Origin of the sequence: Streptomyces sp. NPDC093586 (genome assembly GCF_044764905.1) — a bacterium.
GTDB lineage: Bacteria > Actinomycetota > Actinomycetes > Streptomycetales > Streptomycetaceae > Streptomyces.
Window position 1 is genome coordinate 78531 of sequence record NZ_JBIWJA010000018.1, and the last position, 25055, is coordinate 103585.

At 72.3% G+C, this 25055-nt stretch carries 18 protein-coding genes; 3 read left to right on the forward strand and 15 right to left on the reverse strand.

Features of this window, described 5'->3' with window-relative positions:
• Nucleotides 1-35: 35 nt before the first annotated feature.
• The 6 genes from rplS to ACIRFH_RS20030 all read right to left on the reverse strand — a co-directional run bounded on the left by rplS (nucleotide 36) and on the right by ACIRFH_RS20030 (nucleotide 3467).
• Nucleotides 36-386 carry a 50S ribosomal protein L19 gene (rplS, locus tag ACIRFH_RS20005; protein WP_108015375.1) on the reverse strand — a complete coding sequence of 117 codons (351 nt, stop codon included), beginning with the start codon at nucleotides 384-386 and terminating at the stop codon, nucleotides 36-38.
• A 136-nt stretch (nucleotides 387-522) separates the two neighbouring features.
• The gene (gene trmD, locus ACIRFH_RS20010; protein ID WP_403522338.1) at nucleotides 523-1356 is read right to left on the reverse strand and encodes a tRNA (guanosine(37)-N1)-methyltransferase TrmD; all 834 of its coding nucleotides are present in this window, start codon (nucleotides 1354-1356) and stop codon (nucleotides 523-525) included.
• Nucleotides 1353-1904, reverse strand: a complete 552-nt coding sequence (gene rimM, locus ACIRFH_RS20015) for a ribosome maturation factor RimM (RefSeq protein ID WP_403522340.1) — start codon at nucleotides 1902-1904, stop codon at nucleotides 1353-1355. The genes trmD and rimM overlap by 4 nt, the downstream gene beginning before the upstream one ends.
• An 86-nt stretch (nucleotides 1905-1990) precedes the next feature.
• Nucleotides 1991-2230 (reverse strand): RNA-binding protein, encoded by a 240-nt coding sequence (locus ACIRFH_RS20020; RefSeq protein ID WP_005479813.1) that lies wholly within the window; start codon nucleotides 2228-2230, stop codon nucleotides 1991-1993.
• Between the two features lie 2 nt (nucleotides 2231-2232).
• Nucleotides 2233-2661, reverse strand: coding sequence for a 30S ribosomal protein S16 (gene rpsP / locus ACIRFH_RS20025; protein ID WP_403522342.1), 429 nt, complete (start codon nucleotides 2659-2661; stop codon nucleotides 2233-2235).
• 209 nt (nucleotides 2662-2870) lie between these two features.
• On the reverse strand, nucleotides 2871-3467 hold the full coding sequence (locus ACIRFH_RS20030) for a hypothetical protein (RefSeq protein ID WP_403522344.1): 597 nt from the start codon (nucleotides 3465-3467) through the stop codon (nucleotides 2871-2873).
• Between the two features lie 669 nt (nucleotides 3468-4136).
• Here ACIRFH_RS20030 and ACIRFH_RS20035 point away from each other — a divergent pair.
• Entirely contained in the window at nucleotides 4137-5003 is an 867-nt protein-coding gene (locus ACIRFH_RS20035) for an SAM-dependent methyltransferase (protein ID WP_403522345.1), read from the forward strand.
• Between the two features lie 63 nt (nucleotides 5004-5066).
• Here ACIRFH_RS20035 and ftsH read toward each other — a convergent pair whose 3' ends face one another.
• The 6 genes from ftsH to ACIRFH_RS20065 form a co-directional block, all read right to left on the reverse strand.
• The gene (gene ftsH, locus ACIRFH_RS20040; RefSeq protein ID WP_403522347.1) at nucleotides 5067-7010 is read right to left on the reverse strand and encodes an ATP-dependent zinc metalloprotease FtsH; all 1944 of its coding nucleotides are present in this window, start codon (nucleotides 7008-7010) and stop codon (nucleotides 5067-5069) included.
• 126 nt (nucleotides 7011-7136) lie between these two features.
• Nucleotides 7137-8687: a signal recognition particle protein gene (gene ffh, locus ACIRFH_RS20045; RefSeq protein WP_403522349.1), complete on the reverse strand. Its 1551-nt coding sequence runs from the start codon at nucleotides 8685-8687 to the stop codon at nucleotides 7137-7139.
• Nucleotides 8688-8798: 111 nt separating this feature from the next.
• Nucleotides 8799-11231: a [protein-PII] uridylyltransferase gene (locus ACIRFH_RS20050; RefSeq protein ID WP_403522351.1), complete on the reverse strand. Its 2433-nt coding sequence runs from the start codon at nucleotides 11229-11231 to the stop codon at nucleotides 8799-8801.
• Between the two features lie 28 nt (nucleotides 11232-11259).
• The gene (locus ACIRFH_RS20055) at nucleotides 11260-11598 is read right to left on the reverse strand and encodes a P-II family nitrogen regulator (protein ID WP_403522353.1); all 339 of its coding nucleotides are present in this window, start codon (nucleotides 11596-11598) and stop codon (nucleotides 11260-11262) included.
• Nucleotides 11595-12926 (reverse strand): ammonium transporter, encoded by a 1332-nt coding sequence (locus ACIRFH_RS20060; protein WP_403522355.1) that lies wholly within the window; start codon nucleotides 12924-12926, stop codon nucleotides 11595-11597. The genes ACIRFH_RS20055 and ACIRFH_RS20060 overlap by 4 nt, the downstream gene beginning before the upstream one ends.
• A 388-nt stretch (nucleotides 12927-13314) precedes the next feature.
• Nucleotides 13315-14808, reverse strand: coding sequence for a hypothetical protein (locus ACIRFH_RS20065; protein ID WP_403522357.1), 1494 nt, complete (start codon nucleotides 14806-14808; stop codon nucleotides 13315-13317).
• Nucleotides 14809-15264: 456 nt separating this feature from the next.
• Between ACIRFH_RS20065 and ACIRFH_RS20070 the strand changes: the two genes are divergently transcribed.
• Nucleotides 15265-15936 (forward strand): bifunctional DNA primase/polymerase, encoded by a 672-nt coding sequence (locus tag ACIRFH_RS20070; RefSeq protein ID WP_403522359.1) that lies wholly within the window; start codon nucleotides 15265-15267, stop codon nucleotides 15934-15936.
• A gap of 115 nt (nucleotides 15937-16051) precedes the next feature.
• Here ACIRFH_RS20070 and ftsY read toward each other — a convergent pair whose 3' ends face one another.
• Nucleotides 16052-17266: a signal recognition particle-docking protein FtsY gene (gene ftsY, locus ACIRFH_RS20075; RefSeq protein ID WP_403522361.1), complete on the reverse strand. Its 1215-nt coding sequence runs from the start codon at nucleotides 17264-17266 to the stop codon at nucleotides 16052-16054.
• Nucleotides 17267-17664: 398 nt separating this feature from the next.
• Here ftsY and ACIRFH_RS20080 point away from each other — a divergent pair, with 398 nt between their 5' ends.
• Entirely contained in the window at nucleotides 17665-19116 is a 1452-nt protein-coding gene (locus tag ACIRFH_RS20080; protein ID WP_403522363.1) for a cytosine permease, read from the forward strand.
• A gap of 713 nt (nucleotides 19117-19829) precedes the next feature.
• On the opposite strand, the gene ACIRFH_RS20085 is transcribed toward ACIRFH_RS20080, so the two are convergent.
• Nucleotides 19830-21248, reverse strand: coding sequence for a sugar porter family MFS transporter (locus ACIRFH_RS20085; RefSeq protein WP_403522365.1), 1419 nt, complete (start codon nucleotides 21246-21248; stop codon nucleotides 19830-19832).
• Nucleotides 21249-21449: 201 nt separating this feature from the next.
• Nucleotides 21450-25028, reverse strand: a complete 3579-nt coding sequence (gene smc, locus ACIRFH_RS20090) for a chromosome segregation protein SMC (protein WP_403522367.1) — start codon at nucleotides 25026-25028, stop codon at nucleotides 21450-21452.
• Between the last annotated feature and the right edge of the window lie 27 nt (nucleotides 25029-25055).

Genomic DNA, 25055 nt, shown 5'->3' on the forward strand with positions numbered 1-25055 from the left:
TGTTATCCGGCTCCGCCATGGACCTCGGAGTGCGCTCAGCTCTCGCGCTTCTCCTTGATCTTCGCGGCCTTGCCGCGCAGCTCGCGCAGGTAGTACAGCTTGGCGCGACGGACGTCACCGCGGGTGACGAGCTCGATCTTCTCCACGATCGGGGTGTGCACCGGGAAGGTGCGCTCGACGCCGACGGAGAAGGAGACCTTGCGGACCGTGAAGGTCTCGCGCACGCCGGCACCCTGGCGGCGGATGACCACGCCCTTGAACTGCTGCACACGGGAGCGGTTGCCCTCGATGACGCGGACGTGCACGTTGACGGTGTCGCCGGGGCGGAAGGCCGGGACGTCGCTGCGCAGCGACGCGGCGTCGACGGTGTCGAGCAGGTGAGACATTTCGTCTGCTTTCCTCGCTGATGCCACAGGTCATCAACGGAAACTAGGTGTGTCGGAATCAGGGCTGTGCGGGTCGGGACGGGCGTCGTGTCCCCCTGTGGCAGGGGCGCGCTCCGGACGGACGCACAACAGCGCCCTATTGTTCCACGCCCGGCGTCCTGCGCCAAAATCGGCCGTACGGTTCCCCGTCCGGGTCGGGTTCCCAGCCCAGGATGGAGAGCATCTCGCGGTCCTTCTTGTCGAAGGTCGCCGGCTCGCACCGCTCGATCAGGTCGGGCCGGTTGGCCGTGGTGCGCCGCAGGGCCTCGTCGCGGCGCCAGCGGGCGATCTTCCCGTGGTGGCCGCTGAGCAGCACGTCCGGGATGCCGCGCCCGCGCCACAGGGGCGGCTTGGTGTGGACGGGGCCCTCCAGGAGGTTGGCCATGGCGCCGGGGGCGAAGGAGTCGTCCCGGTGGGACTCGGCGTTGCCCAGGACGCCGGGCAGCAGCCGGGCCACGGCCTCGGTGACGACCAGTACGGCCGCCTCGCCGCCGGCGAGGACGTAGTCGCCGATGGACACCTCGTACACCGGCATCCGGGTCGCGTACTCGTCGACGACGCGGCGGTCGATGCCCTCGTAGCGGGCGGGCGTGAAGATCAGCCAGGGGCGCTCGGAGAGCTGGACGGCGAGTTCCTGGGTGAAGGGCCGGCCGCTGGGCGTCGGCACGATGAGGGCGGGCTCGCCGGAGCCCGCCTCGTAGCCGTCGGCCAGGACGGAGTCCAGCGCGTCGCCCCACGGCTCGGTCTTCATCACCATGCCGGGGCCGCCGCCGTACGGGGTGTCGTCGACGGTGTTGTGCCGGTCGTAGGTCCAGTCGCGCAGGTCGTGCACGTGGACGTCGAGCTGTCCGCGCGCGCGTGCCTTGCCGACGAGGGAGACGTTCAGCGGTTCCAGGTACTCGGGGAAGATCGTGACGACGTCGAGCCTCATGCGCCGGCGTCCTCGTCACGGGAGGAGGCGATCTCCGCACGGTCGTCGATCAGTCCCGGCGGCGGGTCGATGACCGCGCGCTGCTCCTCGAGGTCGATCTCGGTGACGATCTCGGACACGAACGGCACGTAGACCTCGCTGCCGTCGGGGCGCTCCACGACGAACAGGTCCTGGGTGGGCAGGTGGGAGATCTCGGTGATGCGGCCCACCTCCTCGCCGTCCTCGGTCACCACGTCGAGGTCGATCAGCTGGTGGTCGTAGTACTCGTCCTCCTCCTCGGGCAGCTCGTCGGGGTCGACGTCGGCGATGAGGAGGGTGTTGCGCAGCGCCTCGGCGGCGGTGCGGTCACCGACGCCGGCGAAGCGCAGCAGGAGGCGGCCGCTGTGGACCCGGCCGGCCTCGATGGTGAGCGGTCCGACGGAGGCGGGGTCGGTGGTGAGTACGGCACCGGGCCCGAGCCGCAGTTCCGGCTCGTCGGTGCGGACCTCGACGGTGACCTCGCCCTTGATCCCGTGGGCGCGGCCGATGCGCGCGACTACCAGCTGCACTGTGCTTGATCTCCTGTCATACGACTGCGGGCCGGGGACGGCCCAGTGGCCTTCCCCGGCCCGAGCCGGTGCTGCGTTGCGAAGCGTCAGCGGACGTGGTCCACGTCGACGAGGTCGACGCGGACACCGCGGCCGCCGATGGCGCCCACGACGGTGCGCAGAGCGCGTGCGGTGCGGCCGTTGCGGCCGATCACCTTGCCGAGGTCGTCCGGGTGGACCCGGACCTCGAGCACGCGTCCGCGGCGCAGGTCGCGCGAGGCGACCTGTACATCGTCAGGGTTGTCGACGATGCCCTTCACGAGGTGCTCGAGAGCCTCCTCGAGCATGCTCAGGCCTCGGTCGGCTCAGACGAGGAAGACTCAGCCGCGGCCTCGTCCTTCTTGTCGGCCTTCTTCTTCGGGGTGATGGCCTCACCCTTGCCCTGGTCGTCGCCGCCGAGCGCCTCGAAGGACGGACGGGCCGGCTTCTCGGCCGGCTGCAGCAGCGGCGCCGGGGCGGGCTCGCCCTTGAACTTCTGCCAGTCGCCGGTCTTCTTCAGGATGGCGAGCACGGGCTCGGTCGGCTGGGCGCCGACACCGAGCCAGTACGCCACACGCTCGGCGTCGACCTCCATCACCGACGGGTTGTACGTCGGGTGGTACTTGCCGATCTCCTCGATGGCCCGGCCGTCACGGCGGGTACGGGAGTCGGCGACGACGATGCGGTAGTGAGGCGAACGGATCTTGCCCAGACGCTTCAGCTTGATCTTGACTGCCACGGGAGTGGGTTCTCCTGGATTGACGTGGTTGGGCACGGCGAGAGAGCCGCGTGGGGTTGCGGTACCCGAGTGCCCGACGGACGCGTCAGCCGGAGGAGAGAGGGGTCCTGTTCGGCTGTCGAGTACAGCTGGCCATTCTGCCATACGCCGCCGCCCCTCCCGACCGGGGGCACCGCTCCACGGTCCGGCCGCCACGAGCGGCCGGACCGTCAGCCCGCCGCCGCGCCCACCGCCTCCGGGATGCGGAACGGCTTGCCGCAACCGCCGCACACGATCGGGGCCTGGGCCAGGACGGACGGGACGACGCGCACGTTGCGGCCGCAGTCGCAGACCGCCTTCACCCGCACCCCGCCTCCGGAGGAACCGTGGCGGGCGGCCGGACCGCGGAAGCTGCGGGCCGAGTCGGTCGCGGTGGCGGCGGTGTGGGCCTTCAGCGCGCGCTGGAGGCGTTCGATCGTCGGGCGGTAGCGGCGCTTCGCCTCGGGGGTGAGCGTGACCAGGGAGAAACCGCTGCTGGGATGCGGCTCCTCGGGATGGTCCAGGCCCAGCTCCTCGGCGATCGCGAGGAATCGTCGGTTGTGGTAGCGGCCGGCGCGGGAGGTGTCGCGCACTCCGCGCGCGGCGGCGATGCCGTGGACTGCCTCGTGAAGCAGTCGCTCGAAGGAGAGCTCGTGCCCGCAGGCGGACGACGACTCTCCGATCAGGGACTCTGGCGCGGCAAGATCGGGCAGCTCGGAGTGGTACCGCTGAATGTCGGCCCACGCCTGCGCCAGCTCTGCGGCGAGAACAGGTGGTGTCGTGCTCACGTAATGACAACGAGCCGGGGTGCCGCTGTGTTCCTATTCCGGGGCATCCCAAATAATTTGCACGTACCCGTCAGTTGCCGCTGATGCGTCCTGACGAGGGCGGGTGCGCTGATCTGCGGAGAAGCCTCGCAGCTCGTACCAAGCTGGTGCGTAGTCCGGCGTACGCGCCGGCGCGTAGCCTCGTCCGCGCGCCGGGGTGCGTGGGGCTCGCAAAGGCGCAAGGGGCGTTTCGGCCGCCGTCGGAACGGAAGGACGCCACCTGGGCGGGCGTGCCGACGGGCGTGACGTTACCGGGTCGACCGCCGGCGTGCGGCACCGCCCCGCCCCGCCACCGTTCCCGGCCCCGAAGAGCGCTCGCGCGGCCCGTAGGCCCTGGCCGAAACGGCCTCTCCGGCACCGCCGCCACCCGCTGTCATCGCCGACCGACACGATCAGGCCATCCGCCGCAGACCCCGGGAAGGGGCCACCGGCCGTACTTCACGGCGGGCGCACATTGCCGGGAAGTGAAATCTCGCCACTCGGGCGGACATCGGGCAAACCGGCCCTCTCTACCACTGGACGCCACGGCGAGCCCGGAGTTACCTGACATACGGGGGGAGTGCGAGCGCACTGCACGGGGGCCATGGAATCGGGCACATCGGCAACAGTCGGCGATTGGGGCACTTTCCTATGACACCTACGCTCGTGCGGCAGCACTCATCCCACGCGAGGGCGACGCCCGGCGTGGACCTGGATGCACGCGCGCGTGACTGGTCCGAGATACAGGAGCGGATGCTCGTACCGCTCTACGAGGCCGTCTACGAGCGACTGGACGTCGGCGGCGGCACACGGCTGCTGGGACTGGGCTGCGGTTCCGGGCTGGCCCTGCTGATGGCCGCCTCGCGGGGCGCGGCCGTGACCGGCGTCGACTCCGGCTCGCCGGAGCGTCTGGCCCTCGCACGGCAGCGGCTGCTGCCCGAGGCACCCGGGACACGGGACGCGCGCACGGGCGCGGACACCCGGATCGTCGACGGGGACCCCCGCGACGCCCGGGATCCGTCGGCGCCCGCGTTCACCCTGGTGACCGCCTTCGAACCCATCGGATGCCTCGCGGGCGACTCGGAGGGCCTGGGCGAGCTGCTGACGGAGGCGACGCCGCTCGCCGCGCGGGGAGCGGCCGTGGTGCTGGCCGGCTGGGGCCCGCCGGAGCGGTGCGCCACGACGTCCGTGCTGCGGGTGGCCACCAAGCTGGCGGATCCGGTGCGCAGCGCGGGCAGCTGGCGCCCGGCCCTGCGCGACGACCTGGAGGAGGTCGCCCACCGGGCCGGACTCGCGCCGGACGGCTCCGGCCGCGTGGCGTGCGCGTTCGGGTACGCCGACATCGACAGCGCGGTGCGCGGGCTGCTGTCGACGGGACTGTTCGACGCGGCGATCGCCGCCACCGGCCAGGAGCAGGTCGACAAGGAACTGACCGAGGCCCTGCACCCCCACCGGCGGCCGGACGGGACGGTGTGGATGCCGAACGTGTTCCGGTACCTCGTCGCCCGCACGCGCTGACCTCCGGGCGCATCGCGTCCCCGCCCCCACCGCGGTCCTCGCCGTGCGCGGGGGCGGGAAGGCTCAGGCCTGCGGGCCGTCCTTCGTCAGCCGGGTGATCCCGGCGATCCGGTAGGCGTCCGCCTCGTCCAGCGTCTCGTTGGCCAGCAGCGCCTCGGCGAGGGCGTCGAGCTGCCCGCGGTGGTCGCGCAGCTTGCGGACGGCCTCCGCGTAGCACTCGTCGACGACCCGGCGCATCTCGGCGTCGATGGCGTCCAGGGTGCCCGGGGCGGCGGCCAGCCCGTAGGCCTGCTGGGCGTCGCCGGGCAGGGCGGACAGCCGGCCGACCAGTTCGCTCATGCCCCAGCGGCCGACCATGCCGCGCGCGATCCGGGTGACCTGTTCGAGGTCGCTCTCCGAACCGGTGGTGATCACGTCGTACACGACGTGCTCGGCCGCCATGCCGCCGAGCGCACCGATGATCCGGCCCCGCAGGTACTCCTCCGTGTACGCGTACTTGTCGGCGTCCGGCGTGGACAGCGTCACGCCGAGCGCCCGTCCGCGCGGCACGATGGTGATCTTGCGTACGGGGTCGGCGCCAGGCTGCAGCATGCCGAGCAGGGCGTGCCCGCTCTCGTGGTAGGCGGTGCGCCGGCGTTCCTCCTCGGGCATCACCAGGGGGCGTTCGGCCCCGAGCTGGACCTTCTCCAGGGCCTCGGAGAGGTTCGCCTGCGTCACCCGGTCCTGTTTCCGCTTGACCGCGAGGAGGGCCGCCTCGTTGGCGAGGTTGGCCAGTTCGGCACCCGTCATCCCCGGCGTCGTACGGGCGACCTGGGCGAGGTCGACGTCCGGGGCGAGCGGGATCTCACGGGTGTGGATCTCCAGGATGGCCTCCCTGCCGCCCCGGTCGGGGGGCGAGACGCTCACCACCCGGTCGAAGCGGCCCGGACGGGTCAGGGCCGGGTCCAGGATGTCGGCGCGGTTGGTGGCGGCGATGACGATGACGCCCTCGGAGCCCGAGAAACCGTCCATCTCGGTGAGGATCTGGTTCAGGGTCTGCTCGCGCTCGTCGTGGCCGCCCATGCCGGAGCCGCCGCCCCGGGCCCGGCCGATGGTGTCGATCTCGTCGATGAAGATGATCGACGGCGCCACCTTCCGGGCCTCGGCGAACAGCTCCCGCACCCGGGAGGCGCCCACGCCCACGATCATCTCGATGAACTCGGACGCGGACGCCGAGAAGAACGGCACCCCCGCCTCACCGGCCACCGCACGCGCGAGCAGCGTCTTCCCGGTGCCGGGCGGGCCGGTCAGCAGGACGCCCCGGGGCATCTTGGCGCCCATCCGGCGGTAGGCCCCGGGGTTCTTCAGGAAGTCGACGACGTCGTTGAGCTCGCCCTCGACCTCGTCGATGCCGGCCACGTCCGCGAAGGTGGTGCGCGGCTCGCCCGCCTCCAGCTCGACCGGCTTGGGCGGCGCCTTGCGGCCGAGCATGCCGCCCGCGCCGCCCAGCGCCCCGCGCATCCGCCGCGCGATGACGACCCACAGGACGACCAGGATCAGCATCGGGGCCAGCGAGATCAGCAGGTTGGCCAGGAAGCTGCGCTGCTGGACGACCGGCTCGGCGGTGACGGTCACCTTGTGCTCGGTCAGCTCCGCCCAGAGCCGGTCGTCGGCGAAGGTCGGCCGCTCGGTCGTGAACTTGGTGTACGTCCCGCCGCCCTCGGGATTGTCCCGGGCCTTCTTCAGCTGGCCCTGGATCGCGTCGCCCTTGGCGTAGATCTTGCTGACGTTGCCCTCGCCGACCTGCTTGCTGAACTCGGTGTACGAGATCGTCGGCTCGTCGCCCTCGTTGAAGAACGACAGCACCAGGTTGGCGATGAGGAAGACGACCAGCGCGGCGAGGACCAGGTTCCACCAGCCGCCGCGCCACCGCCGTCCGCCGGACGGCGGTTTCGGCGGCTCGTCGGGCGTGCCCTCGGTGCGCCAGGGCGGCTCGGGGGCCTTGCGCGGCGGAGAGGGGTTGGTCATACCGGGACGTTACGACAGGAAAGCCGCGCGGGCATGTGCGTGTACGACGCCGGGGGCGCCCCCCTGTTGCAAGAGGGGGGCGCCCCCGGTGACGTACGGCGCGGCGGGCGCCGGGCGGAGTCGGCGTCAGCCCATGAACTTCTTGAACTCGTCCGGCAGCTCGAAGTCCTGCGCGCCCTGCTGCGGCAGCCCCAGGGCGTTTCCGCCCTGCGCGGCGGCGGCACGCCGGGCGGCCTCCTCCTGCTCCTGCTGCTTGCGCTTCATCGGGTTGCCGGAGCGCTGCTTGCCCTTGGCCTTCTTCTGCTGCTTCTTCTGCCGGCCGGGACCGCCGCCCATGCCCGGGATGCCCGGCATACCGGGCATCCCGCCGCCCTGAGCCATGCGGGACATCATCTTGCGGGCCTCGAAGAACCGCTCGACCAGGCCCTTCACCGCGCTGACGTCGACACCGGAACCCTTGGCGATACGGGCGCGGCGCGAGCCGTTGATGATCGTCGGGTCCTGGCGCTCGGCCGGGGTCATCGACTTGATGATGGCGGCCGTGCGGTCGACGTCCCGCTCGTCGAGGTTGTTGATCTGGTCCTTGATCTGCCCCATACCGGGCAGCATGCCGAGCAGCTTGGAGATGCTGCCCATCTTCCTGACCTGCTCCATCTGGGCCAGGAAGTCGTCCAGGGTGAAGTCCTGGCCCTTCTTGGACGCCAGCTTGGAGGCCATCTTCTCGGCCTCTTCCTGGCTGAACGTCTTCTCCGCCTGCTCGATCAGGGTGAGCAGGTCACCCATGTCGAGGATGCGGGAGGCCATCCGGTCCGGGTGGAAGGCGTCGAAGTCGTCGAGTTTCTCGCCGTTGGAGGCGAACATGATCGGCTTGCCGGTCACCGAGGCGATCGACAGGGCCGCACCACCGCGGGCGTCGCCGTCGAGCTTGGACAGCACCACGCCGTCGAAGCCGACGCCGTCGCGGAAGGCCTCGGCGGTGTTGACGGCGTCCTGGCCGATCATCGCGTCGACGACGAAGAGGATCTCGTCGGGCGAGACGGCGTCGCGGATGTCCGCGGCCTGCTGCATCAGCTCCTGGTCGATGCCGAGACGGCCGGCGGTGTCCACGATCACGATGTCGTGGACCTTGGCCTTGGCGAACTCGACGGAGTCCTGGGCGACCTTGACCGGGTCGCCGACGCCGTTGCCCGGCTCGGGCGCGTACACCGCGACGCCGGCGCGCTCGGCGACGACGCTCAGCTGGTTGACGGCGTTGGGGCGCTGGAGGTCACAGGCGACGAGGAGGGGCGAGTGGCCCTGGTCCTTGAGCCACTTGCCGAGCTTGCCCGCGAGGGTGGTCTTACCGGCACCCTGCAGACCCGCGAGCATGATCACGGTCGGCGGCTGCTTGGCGAAGCGCAGGCGGCGGGTCTCGCCACCGAGGATGGTGACCAGTTCCTCGTTGACGATCTTGAGGACCTGCTGGGCCGGGTTGAGCGCCTTGGAGACCTCGGAGCCCAGCGAGCGCTCCTTGACCTGCTTGATGAAGGAACGCACGACGGGCAGGGCCACATCGGCCTCGAGGAGCGCGATGCGGATCTCGCGAGCCGTGGCGTCGATGTCCGCCTCGGAGAGCCGTCCCTTGCCCCGCAGGTTCTTGAAAGTCGCTGAGAGGCGATCGGAGAGAGTGTCGAACACGGCGGCGTCGGTCCTCGGGGTCGGGGGCGGTCTGAGCGTCTTCCAGGGTATCTGCCTCCGCAAGCCATTCGTCCCCGCCCGCCGCATTCCCGCGGGTGGGGACGGCGGCCGTCACCCCCGCAGCACCTCCTCCAGCAGCCGCGCCACGTCCCCCGCCACCTCCCCCGGCAGCCGCTCCCCCTGCGGACCGGTGACGTAGAACGCGTCGACGGCGTTCGACCCCAGGGTCGACACGTGCGCGCTGCGCACCCGCACCCCCGCCCCCTCCAGCGCCCGCCCGATGCGGAACAGCAGGCCGGGCGCGTCCTGGGCGCGGACCTCGATCACCGTGGCGTGGCGGGACGCGGCCGGTTCGACGGTCACCCGGGGCGGGGGCGGGACCACGCCCCGGCGGCGCGGGTAGGCGGCGTCCCGCTCGGCGAGACGGGCAGCGACGTCCAGGGTGCCGTCCAGGGCGCGGACCAGGTCGGCGCGCAGCCGGGCGGCCTGGGGCAGGGAGCCGTACTCGGCGGCGACCCGCCAGGCCAGCAGCAGGACGGAGCCCTCGACGCCGTCCGGCAGCGGCACGGAGCGCAGCTCGGCCGCGCGGACGGTCAGGCGGTGCACGGCCAGGACGCCGGCGACGGCGGGGAGCACGCCCGCCTGGTCGGGTACGGCGATGAGCAGCTCCACCCCGAGGGGCTCCTGCTCCTCGGCCGACGGCTCGGCCTGTGCCCGCAGGGTCAGCACCGGCCCGCCCGTGCGGAACGCCTCGACGGCGAGCCGCTCCTGCTCGGCGGTGGGCGCGGGGACCTCGGGTTCCTCCAGCGGGCCCCCGGCGAGGACCGTCGAGACGCGTTTGACCAGGTCGGCGACGAGCGATGCGCGCCAGGCCGACCAGGCGGCCGGCCCGGTGGCCAGCGCGTCCGCCTCGGTCAGGGCATGCAGCAGCTCCAGGGTGCCCTGGGCGCCGACCGCCTCGGCGACCGCGCGGACGGTGGCCGGGTCGTCCAGATCGCGCCGGGTGGCGGTCTCGACGAGCAGCAGGTGGTGGCGTACGAGGTCGGCGAGGACGGCGGTGTCCGCGTGGTCGAAGCCGATGCGGGCGGCCACGTCCCGGGCGATGGTCTCGCCGGCCACGGAGTGGTCGCCGGGCCAGCCCTTGCCGATGTCGTGCAGCAGGGCGGCGACCAGCAGCAGGTCGGGCCGGTGCACGCGGCGGGTGAACGCGGAGGCGCGGACGGCGGTCTCGATGAGGTGCCGGTCGACGGTCCACAGGTGCACGGCGTTGCGCTGCGGGCGGCAACGGACCCGCTCCCAGTCGGGCAACAGCCGGGTGACCAGCCCCTCGGCCTCCAGCGCCTCCCAGACCGCTACGGTGGGCCGGCCGGAGCCCAGCAGGGTGACGAGCTGTTCGCGCGCCTCCGCGGGCCAGGGGGCGGGCAGCGGGCGCGCGGTGGCCGCCAGGCGCCGTACGGCGTGCGGGGAGAGCGGCAGCCCTGCCTGTGCGGCGGCGGCCGCGGCGCGCAGCGGGAGCACGGGGTCGCGTTCGGGTCGTGCGGTGCGGGCGAGCACCACCTCGCCGTCCTGCTCGACGACGCCCTCGGCGAGCGGGGACCGCTCGGCGACCTGCTTGCCACCGCCCAGCAGGGCGCGCAGCCTCGGCCGCACGGAGCGCGACCGGATCACGCGCCCCACCTCCCGCCAGGTGACGTCACCGGCGTACGAGATGACACGCGCCGCCTCGTAGACCTGCCGCAGCAGGGCGTCGGCGTCCAGCAGGCCCAGTTCGGCGGCCACCTGGTCCTGCTCCTGGAGGGCCAGCCGGTCGGTCGCCCGGCCCGTCGCCAGGTGGAGCGCGTCGCGTACGTCGAGCAGGCGGCGCCGGGCGTCGGCGAGGCCCTCGCGCGGGGCGTCGGCGAGCCAGGACGCGGCGACGGCGCGCAGGGCGGTGGCGTCGCGCAGGCCGCCGCGGGCCTCCTTGAGGTCGGGTTCGAGCAGGTACTGCAGCTCGCCCTGGCGTTCGGCGCGCTCGGCGCACAGTTCCCGCAGTTCGGGCAGGCGCCGGGGGGCCTGGTTGCGCCAGTCGGCGAGGACGGCGGTGCGCAGGGAGGCGGTCAGTCCCAGGTCGCCCGCGAGATGGCGGGCGTCCAGCAGGCCCAGCTGGACCTTCAGGTCCTCGCCCGCCGTCCTCCGGGCCTCCTGGGGGGTGCGCACGGAGTGGTCGAGGGCGAGGCCGAGGTCCCAGACGGGGTACCAGAGGCGGTCGGCGAGGGCGGCGACCGCCTTGTCGTCGCCGCCGTCGTGCAGCAGGAGCAGGTCCAGGTCGCTGCGCGGGGACAGCTCGCCGCGTCCGTAGCCGCCGACCGCGACGAGCGACACCCCCGCGTGGCCCTCGGCGCCCGCGTCGAAGAGGCCCGCCAGCCAGTCGTCGGTCAGTCGGGCGAGGGCCGCACGGCGCGGCGGCCCGGACCGCGTCCCCTCGGTGAGGAGACGCAGCCGGGCCGCCGCGTAACCGCCGGGTCCCGAGTCCTCTGCTTCGTCCGTCAGCTCCGTACGCGTCACCCGGCGGCTCCTGTTCCCTCGTCCTGGTTCAGAGCGCGTCGGGGCCGCGCTCGCCGGTGCGGACCCGTACGGCCGTGTCGACGGGGACCGACCAGACCTTCCCGTCGCCGATCTTGCCGGTGCGGGCGGCCTTGACGACGACCTCGATCAGCTGATCGGCCTCGTCGTCCTCGACCAGTACCTCGATGCGGATCTTGGGTACCAGGTCGACGGTGTACTCGGCGCCGCGGTAGACCTCGGTGTGGCCGCGCTGCCGGCCGTAGCCGCTGGCCTCGGTGACGGTGAGGCCGTGGACTCCGAAGGCCTGGAGGGCCTCCTTGATCTCGTCGAGCCGGTGCGGCTTGACGACGGCGGTGATGAGCTTCATGCGTCCACCTTCTTGCTCGGGGCCTGCGCGGCCGGTGCGGCGGTCCGGGCGGCACCGCCGCCGGCGCCGCTGAAGTCGTATGCGGTCTCGGCGTGCTCGGCCTGGTCGATGCCGGTCACCTCGTCGTCCTCGGACACCCGCATACCCATCGTCCTGTCCAGGGCGAACGCCAGGACCGCGGAGACGACCAGGGAGTAGGCGAGGACGGCGAAGACACCGGCGCACTGCTTCCAGAACTGGTCCAGCCCGCCCCCGTAGAACAGGCCCTGGACGTCGGACTGGCCCTTGCCGCTGGCGAAGAGGCCGACGAGCAGGGAGCCGGCGATGCCGCCGACGAGGTGGACGCCGACGACGTCGAGGGAGTCGTCGTAGCCGAACGTGTACTTCAGACCGACGGCCATGGCGCACAGCACACCGGCGATGGCGCCGACGGCGATCGCGCCGAGCGGGGAGACGGCGCCGCCGGCCGGGGTGATGGCGACCAGGCCCGCGACGGCGCCGGAGGCGGCGCCCAGCGTCGTGAAGGCGCCGTGGCGGATCTTCTCGTAGGCGAGCCAGGCCAGCATGGCCGCGCCGGTGGCGACCTGGGTGTTGACGAACATCAGCGCGCCGACGCCGTCGTCGTTGCCGAGCCAGGAGCCGGCGTTGAAGCCGAACCAGCCGAACCACAGCAGGCCCGCGCCGAGCATGACCAGCGGCAGGCTGTGCGGGCGCATCGGGTCCTTCTTGAAACCGACCCGCTTGCCGATGACGAGGATCACGCCGAGCGCCGCGGCACCGGCGTTGATGTGCACGGCGGTGCCGCCGGCGAAGTCGATCACACCCAGTTCGAAGGCCCAGCCGCCCGCGCCCCAGACCCAGTGGGCGACCGGGAAGTAGACGACCGTGGCCCACAGGGTGATGAACAGCGCCCAGGCCGTGAACTTGACGCGGTCCGCGAGGGCGCCGCTGATGAGCGCGGGCGTGAGGACGGCGAACATCATCTGGAAGACCAGGAAGACGAAGACGGGGATGGTGTAGCCGTCCCACAGCTCGGTCAGCCCGATGTCGCTGAGGCCGACCCAGTCGGAGTTCCAGCCGACGAGGCTCCCGGAGTCGGTGCCGAAGGCCATGGAGAAGCCGTACAGCACCCACAGCACGGTGACGATGCCGAGGCTGATGAAGCTCATCATCAGCATGTTCAGGGTGCTCTTGACGCGGACCATGCCCCCGTAGAAGAAGGCCAGAGCCGGGGTCATGAGCATCACCAGGGCGGTGCAGATGAGCATGAAGCCCGTGTTGGCGGCGGAGAGCTGTGTCTCCGCGGCGAGCGTGATGGCTGGAGCCATCGGCGTCTCCTCGTCGTTGTACGGCCCCGTGCGGGCGAAGCCTGGGCGGCAATGAGGGGTGGGCCGGTTATGCGCCACGAGATTGGCGCAGCGCCGTTTCGCCGGGTGCCCCACGTTGTTTCGCCGCCGTGACGAAGACGCCGTAGGTGTTACGCGTGAGTGAACGGCCGGTTCGCGGACCGGGTCGCCGATACCGTGACGCGGCCTTCCCGAGGATGTCCGCGACCGTCAATCGAGCACCCCCACGGCGAGCAACCACGTCCGCGAGAGCGGCGCCGGTTCAGGCGCAAAAAGGGGTCCGGCCGCGGCGGCCTTCCGAGTGACCTGGCATGGGGGAGCCGAGTCGGACAGTTCGGGAGGGCCGGCCGCGGCCGGGATCTGTGGGCGGTCAGACCGCTTCGGCGGTCTCGGGCAGTTCGACGGCGAGCCGCGCGGTGAGGTCCGTGACCTCGGCCAGGTCGCCGAAATCGCGTACGGCCGTGTCGACGGTCTTGCGGATGCGGGTGTTGACGCGTTCGGAGCGGACCTTCTTGGCTATGGCCATGGCCTCGGTGGCGAGGACCGTGCTCTGCTCCGGCTCGCGCCGCAGCAGGTGCACGGTGGCCATGCCGATCAGGTTGAGCGCGTAGGAACGCTGGTGTTCCTCGTCCTTGGCGAAGAGCTCCACGGCCCGCCGCATCAGCGGCTCGGCCAGGGAGGCGTAGGTGGGGCTGCGGCCGGCGACGTAGGCGAGGTCGCGGAAGGAGTGGCTGTTCTCCCCGTGCAGCTCGGCCTCGGAGAAGAAGCGAATCCAGTCGGGGTCCGGCTCGTCCCACTCGTCGGCCTCGGCGAAGGTCTCCTCGGCCATGCGCACCGCCCGCTTGCAGCGGCCGGGCTGGCCCATGTTGGCGTAGGCGCGGGCCTCCATCGCGTACAGCATCGCCTGGGTGCGCGGGCTCGCGCAGTCCCGGCTGCCGTACTGCGCGAGGTGGATGAGTTCCAGGGCGTCGTCGGGCCGGCCGAGGTGGATCATCTGGCGGCTCATGCTGGAGAGGATGTACGAGCCGAGCGGCCGGTCACCGGCCTCCTTGGCGGCGTGCAGGGCGAGGACGAAGTACTTCTGCGCGGTGGGCTGGAGTCCGACGTCGTACGACATCCAGCCGGCCAGTTCGGCGAGTTCGGCGGCGACCTTGAAGAGTTTGGCGCGGGTGGTCTCCGCCTGGGGTTCCTGGAGGAGGTCGGTCACCTCGTGCAGCTGGCCGACGACCGCCTTGCGGCGCAGGCCGCCGCCGCACTGGGCGTCCCAGCGGCGGAACATCACGGCGGTGGACTCCAGCAGCTCCAGCTCCGGCCGGGACAGCCGGCCGCGCGCACGCGTGGCCGGCTCGGGCTCGCGCACGGACGGGCCGGCCGGCGGCGAGGGGACCAGCCAGCGCTGCATGGGCTCGATGAGGGACGGGCCGGCGGAGAGGGCCAGCGAGCTCCCGAGGAAGCCGCGCCGCGCCAGCATCAGGTCGCTGCGCGAGAACTCGCTGAGCAGGGCCACGGTCTGCGGGCCCGTCCAGGGCAGGTCGACGCCGGTCGCGGAGGGCGACGGGCGGGTGGTGCGCAGGCCCAGGTCCTCGACGGAGACGACGACGCCGAAGCGTTCGGAGAACAGCTCGGACAGGATCCGGGGGATCGGTTCGCGCGGGTTCTCGCCGTCGAGCCAGCGGCGTACGCGCGAGGTGTCCGTGGAGATGTGGTTGGCGCCCAGCTGGCGGGCCCGGCGGTTGACCTGCCGGGCGAGCTCGCCCTTGGACCAGCCGCTGCGGGCGAACCACGAGGTGAGCAGCTCGTTGGGGCGCTTGTCAGCGTGCGTCGCGCTGCCCGCGCTCGTGCCGCCTTCGCCGTTGCCGCTCACTGGAACGCCCCCATCCCTGAGACCATCTGTCGCCGAGTGCGCCAAGCCTTATCAGAATGCCGGTGGCCCGGACCCTCCGTTCGGCGTACGCCACCCTTCGAACGGAAAGCCGAGTTGCCTCCGGCATATCCACAAGTGCACGCACCCCAAGGCTCCATGCACACAAAGTAATCCTACGATCACTGGCTCTGCCATGGCGATTCGGGAATCGCCACCATTCGCCACCCCTTCGGATGAACTCCCGGTGACCTGCGCACGATTCACTTGACACAGGACGACCGGGAGACAGCGCAACGGGGCTCGCCGGGGCGTGCGCCGCCGGGCGCACCACCCGCAGCGCCTCCGGGCGCCGTCTGAACCGCGTCGGACCGGGGAGTGGGAAACACAGGGGAAACAGAGAGTCACGCATTACGTCCGTTGCGTAACCGTCGCTGCGTCGGACCCGTTGGAGGGGGCATGGGCTTCACGATCGGCATCGGGACCAGTCGGGGCACGCGCGACGTCCGGCCCGTCACACGCCGCCGCGGCCGCGCGTCGGAGGCCACCGCGGTGGCCGAGTTCACGGGGCTGTGGGGCTGGGACGTGGTGCCGGGGGCGCGGGCCGCCGCCGGCGCCTGCTCCTGCGGCCGGCGCGGCTGCCCGGCACCGGGCGCGCATCCGCTGGACTTCGCGCCCGAGCTGCCGGCCGGATCGACGCTGGACGAGGCGAGCGCGGCCTGGGCCGAGTTCCCGGGCGCCGCGGTGATGCTGCCCGTGGGGCGGACGTTCGACGTGGTCGAGGTGGCCGAGGCCGCCGGGCGCCGGGCGCTGGCGCGGCTGGAGCGCATGGGCCTGCCCCTCGGCCCGGTCGCGGCGACCCCCGAGGGCCGCGCCCACTTCTTCGTCGCCCCCGGCGCCGCCGCCGAGCTGCCCCGGCTGCTCTACCGCATGGGCTGGGACGATCCGGCCGCGCTCGACCTGCGCGGGCTCGGCCCCGGTACGCATGTCACGGCCCCGCCCTCGGACCGCGGCGGACTCGGGCCGGTGCGCTGGCTGCGTCCGCCGGCCCTCGACTCGGCGACGAGACCGCCCGCGGCCCGGCTGCTGCTGGGGACGCTGGCGTACGTGGCCCACCGGTCACGGGCGTAGGCCGGCGGCCGTCCGGCCCCGGCACCCGCCCGGCACGGCGAAGCGCCCGTCCCCCGACTGCACCTCGGGGGCGGGCGCTTCTTCGTGCGCGTACCGGCGCGGGGCCGGCGGGGCGTCACTCGCCGATGAGCGCGTCCACGAACGCAGCGGGCTCGAACGGCGCCAGGTCGTCGGGGCCCTCACCGAGCCCGATCAGCTTGACCGGCACACCCAGCTCACGCTGCACGGCGACGACGATGCCGCCCTTGGCCGTGCCGTCCAGCTTGGTGAGGACGATGCCTGTGATGTTGACGACCTCGGCGAAGACGCGGGCCTGGATCAGGCCGTTCTGGCCGGTGGTGGCGTCGAGAACCAGCAGCACCTCGTCCAGCGGGGCCTGCTTCTCCACCACGCGCTTGACCTTGCCGAGCTCGTCCATGAGCCCGGTCTTGGTGTGCAGGCGGCCGGCGGTGTCGATGAGCACCACGTCGGCGCCGACGTCCTTGCCCTCCTTGACCGCGTCGAAGGCGACGGAGGCGGGGTCGCCGCCCTCCGGGCCCCGCACGGTGTGGGCGCCGACCCGCTCGCCCCAGGTCTGCAGCTGGTCGGCGGCGGCGGCGCGGAAGGTGTCGGCGGCGCCGAGGACGACGCTGCGGCCGTCGGCGACCAGGACCCGGGCGAGCTTGCCGGTGGTGGTGGTCTTGCCGGTGCCGTTGACGCCGACGACCATCACGATGCCGGGCTTGCCGGTGGCGGGTTCGGTCTTGACCTCGCGGTCCATGTCGGGGCCGACCAGCGTGATCAGCTCCTCGCGCAGCAGGCCGCGCAGCTCCTCGGGTGTGCGGGTGCCGAGCACCCTCACCCGCTCGCGCAGCCGCTCGACCAGCTCCTGGGTGGGCTGCACGCCGACGTCGGCCGTGATCAGCGTGTCCTCGATCTCCTCCCAGGTGTCCTCGTCGAGGTGCTCGCGGGAGAGCAGGGTCAGCAGACCCTTGCCGAGGGCGTTCTGCGAGCGGGAGAGGCGGGCACGGAGCCGGACCAGACGGCCGGCGGTGGGCTCGGGGACCTCGATCTGAGGGATCTCGAGCTCTTCGACGACGGGCGGTTCCTCGACACCGACGGGAGCGGTGCCGCCGTCCGGGAGGTCGACCTCCTCTATCGTCCGGCGCGGTTCGTCGTGGGGCGTCTCGGCCTCGTCGCCGACGTGCGGCTCGGCCGGAGGGGCGGTGATGTCGGGCGTCGAGGGAGGTGGCGGAGGCAGCTGCTTCTTGCGGCGACTGCCCACGACCAGCCCGCCGAGCGCGCCGATCACGACCACGGCGATGACTACAGCAAGGATGACGATTTCCATAACAGCCCCAGTATGCGTGACCCCTGCCCCGGCCCTTTGTTGCTCAGCGGGGCAGGCGTGCCCCGGCCGGGGCACGCCTGCCCCGCACCTGGCTCATGGCCGGTGGGAGGCCCGTCCAGGCGGAGTCACCACCCGTCCGGTATCAGCGTGCGCTGATGCCCGAAGGACCGGGTCGAAGGGCGCCGAGGCGCACCCGGGGCGTGGCACGGCCCATGCGGTGGACCGTGCCACGCCTTCCCGTGAGGATCCGGCACGGAGCGTCACTCGTGGCTTCCTCCGAAGGACAAAGGCCGCTGGATGGAAGGAGTCGGATCAAAGTACGATGGAGGAGGCCGCTTCAACGCGCGTAGAGTCCCGAACGCACCCTCTTCCCCACGATCGAGGCACGGACCCCCCACATGAGCAAGACCGCCGAGACAGAAGGCGCCCTGGAAACCCGTGGCATCGAGCAGGTGCCCGACCAGGAGCGCACCGCCCGGACCCGCGAGCTCTTCCCGACCTGGGTCGGCGCCAACATCAGCGTGCTGCTGCTCACCATGGGCGCGAGCCTCGTCGTGGCGTACCGCCTCAGCTTCTGGCAGGCCCTGGTCGTCGCGGCCGTCGCGCCCGTGGTGTCGTACGGCCTGGTCGGCCTGATCGGCATCGCCGGCAAGCGCGGCGGCGCCCCCGGCATGGCGCTGTCCCGGGCGGTCTTCGGTCAGCGGGGCAATCTGCTGCCCGGGGCGTTGATCTGGGTCGCCCGCTGGGGCTGGGAGACGATCAACGCGGTGACCGGCGCCTACGCGGTGCTGACCGTGCTGGACATCGTGTTCGGCGTCAAGGCCAACAGCGTGCTGGACATCGTGACGCTGCTCGTCTTCGTCGTCGCCACGTTCGCGATCTCCGGGCTGGGCATCAACGCGGTGCAGAAGTGCAACAAGTACGCGGCGTACCTCTTCGGCGTCTTCTCGGTGCTGGTGCTGGGCTACCTGGTCGTCGACACCGACTGGTCCGCGGTCTTCGACCGGTCCGCCGGTTCGGTCGCCGCGATGATCACCGGTGTGGGGCTGATCGCGGCGGGCGGCGTGAGCTGGATCCCGTCCGCGCCGGACTTCACGCGGTACCTGCCGCGCACCGCCTCCTCCAAGGGCATCGTGGGCGTGACGATCGGCGGCGCCGGCATCGTCGTGCTGCCCATGGTGCTGATGGGGATGGTGATGGCGGTCTCGACGCCGGACCTGGCCTCCGCCAGCGACCCGGTCTCCTTCCTCGGCGAGATCCTGCCGACCTGGATAGCGGTGCCGTACCTGCTGATCGCGCTGATCGGCATGCTGCTGATCAACTCCATGTCGATGTACTCGGCCGGCTTCACCGCGCAGACCCTCGGCTTCAAGGTCCCGCGGCACTGGGCGGTCTCGGTGAACGCCGTGATCTCGCTGGTCTTCGGCGGCGTGCTGATGCTGGTGGCGACCAGCTTCATGGGCTCCTTCATCGCCTTCCTGTCGCTGCTCGCGGTCGCCTTCTCCGCCTGGGTCGGCGTCTTCGGGGCGGACATGCTGCGCCGCGGGGAGTACGACGGCGAGGCCCTGGCCGACACCGGCCGCACCAGCGCCTACTGGTACCGGGGCGGCTTCTCCCCCGCCGCCGTCGCCGCCTGGGCGGTGGGCCTGGCCGCGGGCCTGATGTTCACGACGTCCGACTGGTTCACGGGCCCGCTCGCCGCGAACAACGTCATCGGCGAGTACGGCCTCGGCTGGGTCGCCACGGTGGTGATCTCCGGTCTGCTGTACGCGGTGCTGCCGAAGCCGGCGGTGGTCGTCCCGGCGGCCTCCGCCGAGCGGGCCGAGCAGCCCGAGCCGCTGAGCGTCTGACACCGCTCCCCACCCGCGTCCCCCTTCGCCCGGCCCGGCGGAGGGGGACGTTCGCGTCACCGGCGGATCATCGGTCTCCGGCCGGCCGGCGGGTGCGCCGCGTGCGGCCGACCGGGGTCCGGCCGGCACCGGCCGACGAGCGCGCCGCGCGTAGCCGACCGGGCGGTGGGCACGTCCGGCGGGTGCGCCGCGCACAGCTCACCCGGGCCGGCCGGCGCGACCGCCCGGGGCCGGTAAGCGCGGTCGGCCGAGGCTCGTGGCGGTCGCCGTCGTCCCCACCGACGGGCCAGGCGGGTCTCCGTTCCCTCTCCCCCGCCCACGGACCCGGTGGCCCGTCCCGGGTACCGCACCCCGCACCGAACCCGGACGATCCCCTCCCGTCCGCCCCGCCCCGGGCCCGGGAAGTGCCTCCCCTTCGCCGAGCGCCAGGCCGGACAGCACTTTCCCGTCCCCCCGATGCGCCCGGCCCGAGCGGCTCCTCCCCGCCGGGCCCCGCGCGGTCCCACCCGTGCCGGCCGGGAGCGGTCCGGCCGGAGACGCGGCACCGCGCCTTCGCGGTGGCCGGCCGCTCGTCCGGTTGCGTGCGCCCCGTCCGGTGCCGGTCCTGAAAACGCCGCCGCCCCCGTCCGGAGGTGACCGGACGGGGGCGGCGGCACGGTACGGGGAGAGGGCAGCGGGGTCTTGGCCCTTCTCCCCGAGTTCGGGGAGGGCTGTCAGCCCATCTCCTCCAGGGCCTTGCCCTTCGTCTCCTTCACGAACTTCAGCACGAACGGGATGGAGAGCGCGGCGAAGATCGTGTAGATCACGTACGTACCGGACAGGTTCCAGTCGGCCAGCGACGGGAAGCTCGCGGTGATCGCCCAGTTGGCGATCCACTGCGCGGACGCGGCCACACCCAGGGCGGCGGCGCGGATCCGGTTCGGGAACATCTCGCCGAGGAAGACCCAGACGACCACGCCCCAGGACAGGGCGAAGAAGAGGACGAACAGGTGGGCGGCGATCAGGGCGACCCAGCCCTGGGTCGCCGGGAGCTTGCCGTCGACCAGGTCGTAGGAGAAGGCCCAGGCCTCCAGCGCCAGGCCGATCACCATGCCGACCGAGCCGACGATCGCGAGCGGCTTGCGGCCGACGCGGTCCACGAAGATCATCGCGATCACGGTGCCGACGATGTTGATGATCGACGTCGTGAACGAGTAGAAGAACGACTGCGACGGGTCGACGCCGACCGACTGCCACAGCGTCGAGGAGTAGTAGAACGCGACGTTGATGCCGACGAACTGCTGGAAGACCGACAGGCCGATGCCGATCCAGACGATCGGCTTGAAGAAGAAGCTGCCGCCGAGCAGGTCCTTGAAGGACGACTTCTCCTCGCGGTGCATGGCGTGCTCGATCTCGGCGATGCGCGCGTCGAAGTCCACGTCCTTGCCCTCGACCTCCGCGAGGATCTGCTTGGCACGCTCGCGCTTGCCCACGGAGACCAGGAAGCGCGGGGACTCCGGGATGGCGAAGGACAGCAGGCCGTAGAGGACGGCCGGGACGACCATGACGCCGAGCATGACCTGCCAGGCCTCCAGGCCCATCAGCTCACCGCGCTGGTCACCGCCGGCGGCGTTCAGCAGTCCCCAGTTGACCAGCTGCGACACGGCGATGCCGACGACGATCGCGGCCTGCTGGAAGGAGCCGAGCCGGCCGCGGTAGGCGGGCGGGGAGACCTCGGCGATGTAGGCGGGGCCGATCACCGAGGCCATGCCGATGGCGAAGCCGCCGATGACGCGCCACATGGCGAGGTCCCACAGCGCGAAGGGCAGGGCCGAGCCGATGGCGCTGACCGTGAACAGGACGGCGGCGATCTGCATGCAGCGGATGCGGCCGATGCGGTCGGCGATGCGTCCGGCGGTCGCGGCGCCGATGGCGCAGCCGATCAGCGCGATGGCGATGACCTGGGCCAGCAGTGCGGAGCCGACGTCGTAGCGGTCCCGGATGGCCTCGACGGCGCCGTTGATGACGGAACTGTCGTAGCCGAAGAGGAAACCGCCCATCGCGGCCGCCGCCGCGATGAAGATGACGTGCCCGAGATGATCGGGGTGAGCCGTTCTGGCTCCTGGATTGGGTGCCTGCGCTGTGCTGGCCACGTGTACTCCTCGGGCTTCCGGCAACGCTGCCGGGGCGGTTCGCCTTCGAGGTACCACCGAAGGGACCTGAAGGTAAAAGCAACGTTGCAGAGACTATGCCTTCAAGTTTCGAAGTCAATAGGGGGAGAGCTGTGAGGTATCCGACGCACTTAACGTCAATGCGTTCAAGAGTTGAAGTTCAAAAGTCCGGCTTGCGCCGTTCTATGCAGGCTGACGCAGGCGCTGACCGATGACCTTCGACACACCGTCGCCCTGCATGGAGACGCCGTACAGTGCGTCGGCGATCTCCATCGTCCGCTTCTGGTGCGTGATGACGATCAGCTGCGATGCCTCCTGCAGCTCCTGCATGATCCGGATCAGCCGCTGCAGGTTGGTGTCGTCGAGCGCCGCCTCGACCTCGTCCATCACGTAGAACGGGCTGGGCCGCGCCTTGAAGATCGACACGAGCAGCGCCACGGCGGTCAGCGAGCGCTCCCCGCCCGAGAGCAGCGAGAGCCGCTTGACCTTCTTGCCCGGTGGCCGTGCCTCGACGTCCACACCCGTGGTGAGCATGTTGTCGGGGTCGGTCAGCACCAGGCGCCCCTCGCCGCCGGGGAAGAGCCGGCCGAACACGCCCTCGAACTCCCGGGCCGTGTCCCGGAAGGCCTCCGTGAAGACCTGCTCGACGCGTTCGTCGACCTCCTTGACGACCTGGAGCAGGTCGGCGCGGGTCTTCTTCAGGTCCTCGAGCTGCTCGCCGAGGAACTGGTGCCGCTCCTCCAGCGCCGCGAACTCCTCCAGGGCCAGCGGATTGACCTTGCCGAGCTGCTGGTACGCCCGTTCGGCCGCCTTCAGCCGCTTCTCCTGCTCGGCCCGCACGAAGGGCCGAGGGCGGTTGCGCGGGTGCTTCGGATCCTCCGGGAGCTGCTCGCCCTCGGCGGGGGGCGAGGGCGGCACCAGTTGATGCGGCCCGTACTCGGCTTCGAGTCCCGCCGGTTCCACACCGAGTTCCTCCAGCGCCTTGGTCTCCAGCTGCTCGATGCGCAGCCGCTTCTCGGCGCCGAGTACCTCGCCCCGGTGAACTGAATCCGTCAACTTGTCGAGCTCGGCCTTGAGGTCGCGTCCGGCGGTGCGCGCGGCGGCCAGTTCCTGCTCGCGGCGGGCCTTGGCGGCCTCCGCGGCGGCGCGCTCCTCGTCGGCGCGGACCAGGGAGACCTCGACGTGCGCCAGCAGCTGCCGGGCGCCCGCGGCGACGGCCGCCGCGACGGCCGCCTCGTGCCGCAGCCGGGCCCGCCGCCGTTCGGCACGCGCGCGTGCCTCGCGTTCGGCGCGGGCGGCCCGGTCGAGGGAGTCGGCGCGTCCGGCGAGCGCCTTGACCCGCTCCTCGTGCGTACGGGCCTGCAGGCGGGCCTCCATCTCGGTCTGCCGCGCGTTGGCGCCGTCGGCAGCGAGCCGGTCGCGGACGGAGGTGTCGGGTTCCTCCACCCCTCCTTCCCCGAAAGGGGCACTCTCCTCCGCGACGGCGAGCCGCTCGGCCAGTTCCTCGGCCTCCATGAGCGCCCTGTCCAGCGCCTCCTGCGCCCGCTGCGCCGCGGCGGCGGAGCGCTCGGCCTCGCCGACCGCGCCCCGCGCCTGTCCGGCGAGCCGCCCCAGCTGCTGGGCGACGGACGACTTCTCCCGGTCGGCGGCGCGGAGCCGCTCCCCCAGTTCCTCGACGAGCGCGGCGCACTCCCGGCGCCGTTCGACGGCCGCCTGCTGCGCCTCGGCCAGCTCCGCGCACCGCACGTCCAGCTCCGCCAGCTCGGCCGCGGCCTCGTCCACGGACGCCTGCACCTCCAGCAGGCTGGGCGCCCCGGCGGACCCGCCCTGCGCGAAGTGGGCCCCCAGCAGGTCGCCCTCGGCGGTGACGGCGGTCAGCCCGGGACGGGCGCGGACGAGGTCCTCGGCCTCCTCCAGGGTGCCGACGACGACGATCCCGCGCAGCAGCCGCCGTACGGCGGGCATCAGGTCGCCGGGGCCCCGGACGAGGTCGGCGGCGTACGGCGGCCCGTCGCCGCGCGGCTCGTGCGACACGTCGTCGGGGGCACCGGTGAGCAGCAGCGAGGCGCGGCCCGCGTCCTGCTTGCGCAGGTACCGGATGGCGTCGGCGGCGGCCTCCGGGGACGTCGTCACGAGGGCGTCGGCGGCGGCCGCGAAGGCGGCGGCGAGGGCGACCTCGTGGCCCGGCACCACGGTGAGCAGTCCGGCGGCGGGGCCGAGGAGCCCGTCGAGGCCGTCCCGTGCGGCGAGCAGGGCACCGGTGCCGTCCTTGCGGCGCAGGCCCAGGGCGAGGGCGTCGTGGCGGGCCTGCGTCGCCGCGCGCTCGCGCTCCGCCGCGGTGGCCGCCTCGCGGGCGGCGTTCCGGGCGGCCTCCGCCTCGGCCAGCCGGCGCTTGGCGGCCTCGTGCCGCTCGGCGAGTTCCTGGTCGCCGGCGTCGAGTCCGTCGACCTCGGCCCGGAGCGCCTCGTACTCCTCCTGGGCGGCGGCGGCCCGCTGCCGGGACTCGTCCCGGGCAGCGGCCAGCCGTTCGATCTCCGCCTGGGCGGCGGCGGCGCGGGAACGGGCCGCGGCGACCTGGCCGCTGAGCCGGGCGAGCCCCTCCCGGTGGTCGGCGATGGCGCGGGCGGCGTCCTTGAGGCGGCGCTCCTCCAGGGCCAGTTCACGTTCGAGGTCGGCGCGGTGGGCGACCGTGTCCTCCAAGGCGCGCTCGGCCGCTTCCAGGGCCGCTTCGAGCTCGGCCTCCTGTTCGCGCACCCGGGCGGCCTCGCGCTCCAGGTCCTCCGGGTCCCGGCCGCGCCGCTCCTCGGGGGGCGTGGAGGTGGCGCTCTTCACGCGGGCGTCGGCCAGCGAGATCGTGCCGCGCACCCGCTCGGCGAACTGGGACAGCTCGTACCAGGTCTGCTGGGCGCGTTGCAGGCGCGGGGTGAGCCGGCGGACCTCGTCCTCCAGGTCCGCCTCACGGCGCAGGGCCTTGGCCAGCTCCCGTTCGACGCTCTCCTTGCGTTCCTTCAGGGCCGTCTCGTCGGCGATCTCGGCCCGGAGCGCCTCGCGCAGCCGTACGAGGTCGTCGGCGAGGAGCCTGAGCCGGGCGTCGCGCAGGTCGGCCTGGATGACGGCGGCCCTTCTCGCCACCGCCGCCTGCCGGCCCAGCGGCTTGAGCTGGCGCCGCAGTTCGTCGGTGAGGTCCTGCACGCGCGCGAGGTTGGCCTGCATGGCGTCCAGTTTCCGGAGCGCCTTCTCCTTGCGCTTGCGGTGCTTGAGGACACCCGCGGCCTCCTCGATGAAGGCGCGGCGGCCGGTGGGGTCGGCGTGCAGGACGGAGTCGAGCTGGCCCTGGCCGACGATGACGTGCATCTCGCGGCCGATGCCGGAGTCGGAGAGCAGTTCCTGGATGTCGAGCAGGCGGCAGGTGTCGCCGTTGATCTGGTACTCGCTGCCGCCGTTGCGGAACATGATCCGCGTGATGGTGACCTCGGCGTACTCGATGGGCAGGGCGCCGTCGGAGTTGTCGATGGTGAGGGACACCTCGGCGCGGCCCAGTGGCGGACGGCCGGTGGTGCCGGCGAAGATGACGTCCTCCATCTTGCCGCCGCGCAGGGACTTGGCTCCCTGTTCGCCCATCACCCAGCTGAGCGCGTCCACGACGTTGGACTTGCCCGATCCGTTGGGGCCGACGACGCAGGTGATGCCGGGCTCGAACCGGAGCGTGGTCGCCGAGGCGAACGACTTGAACCCGCGGAGGGTCAGGGCCTTCAGGTGCACGCCGTCGGACTCTACCTTTCGGGGATG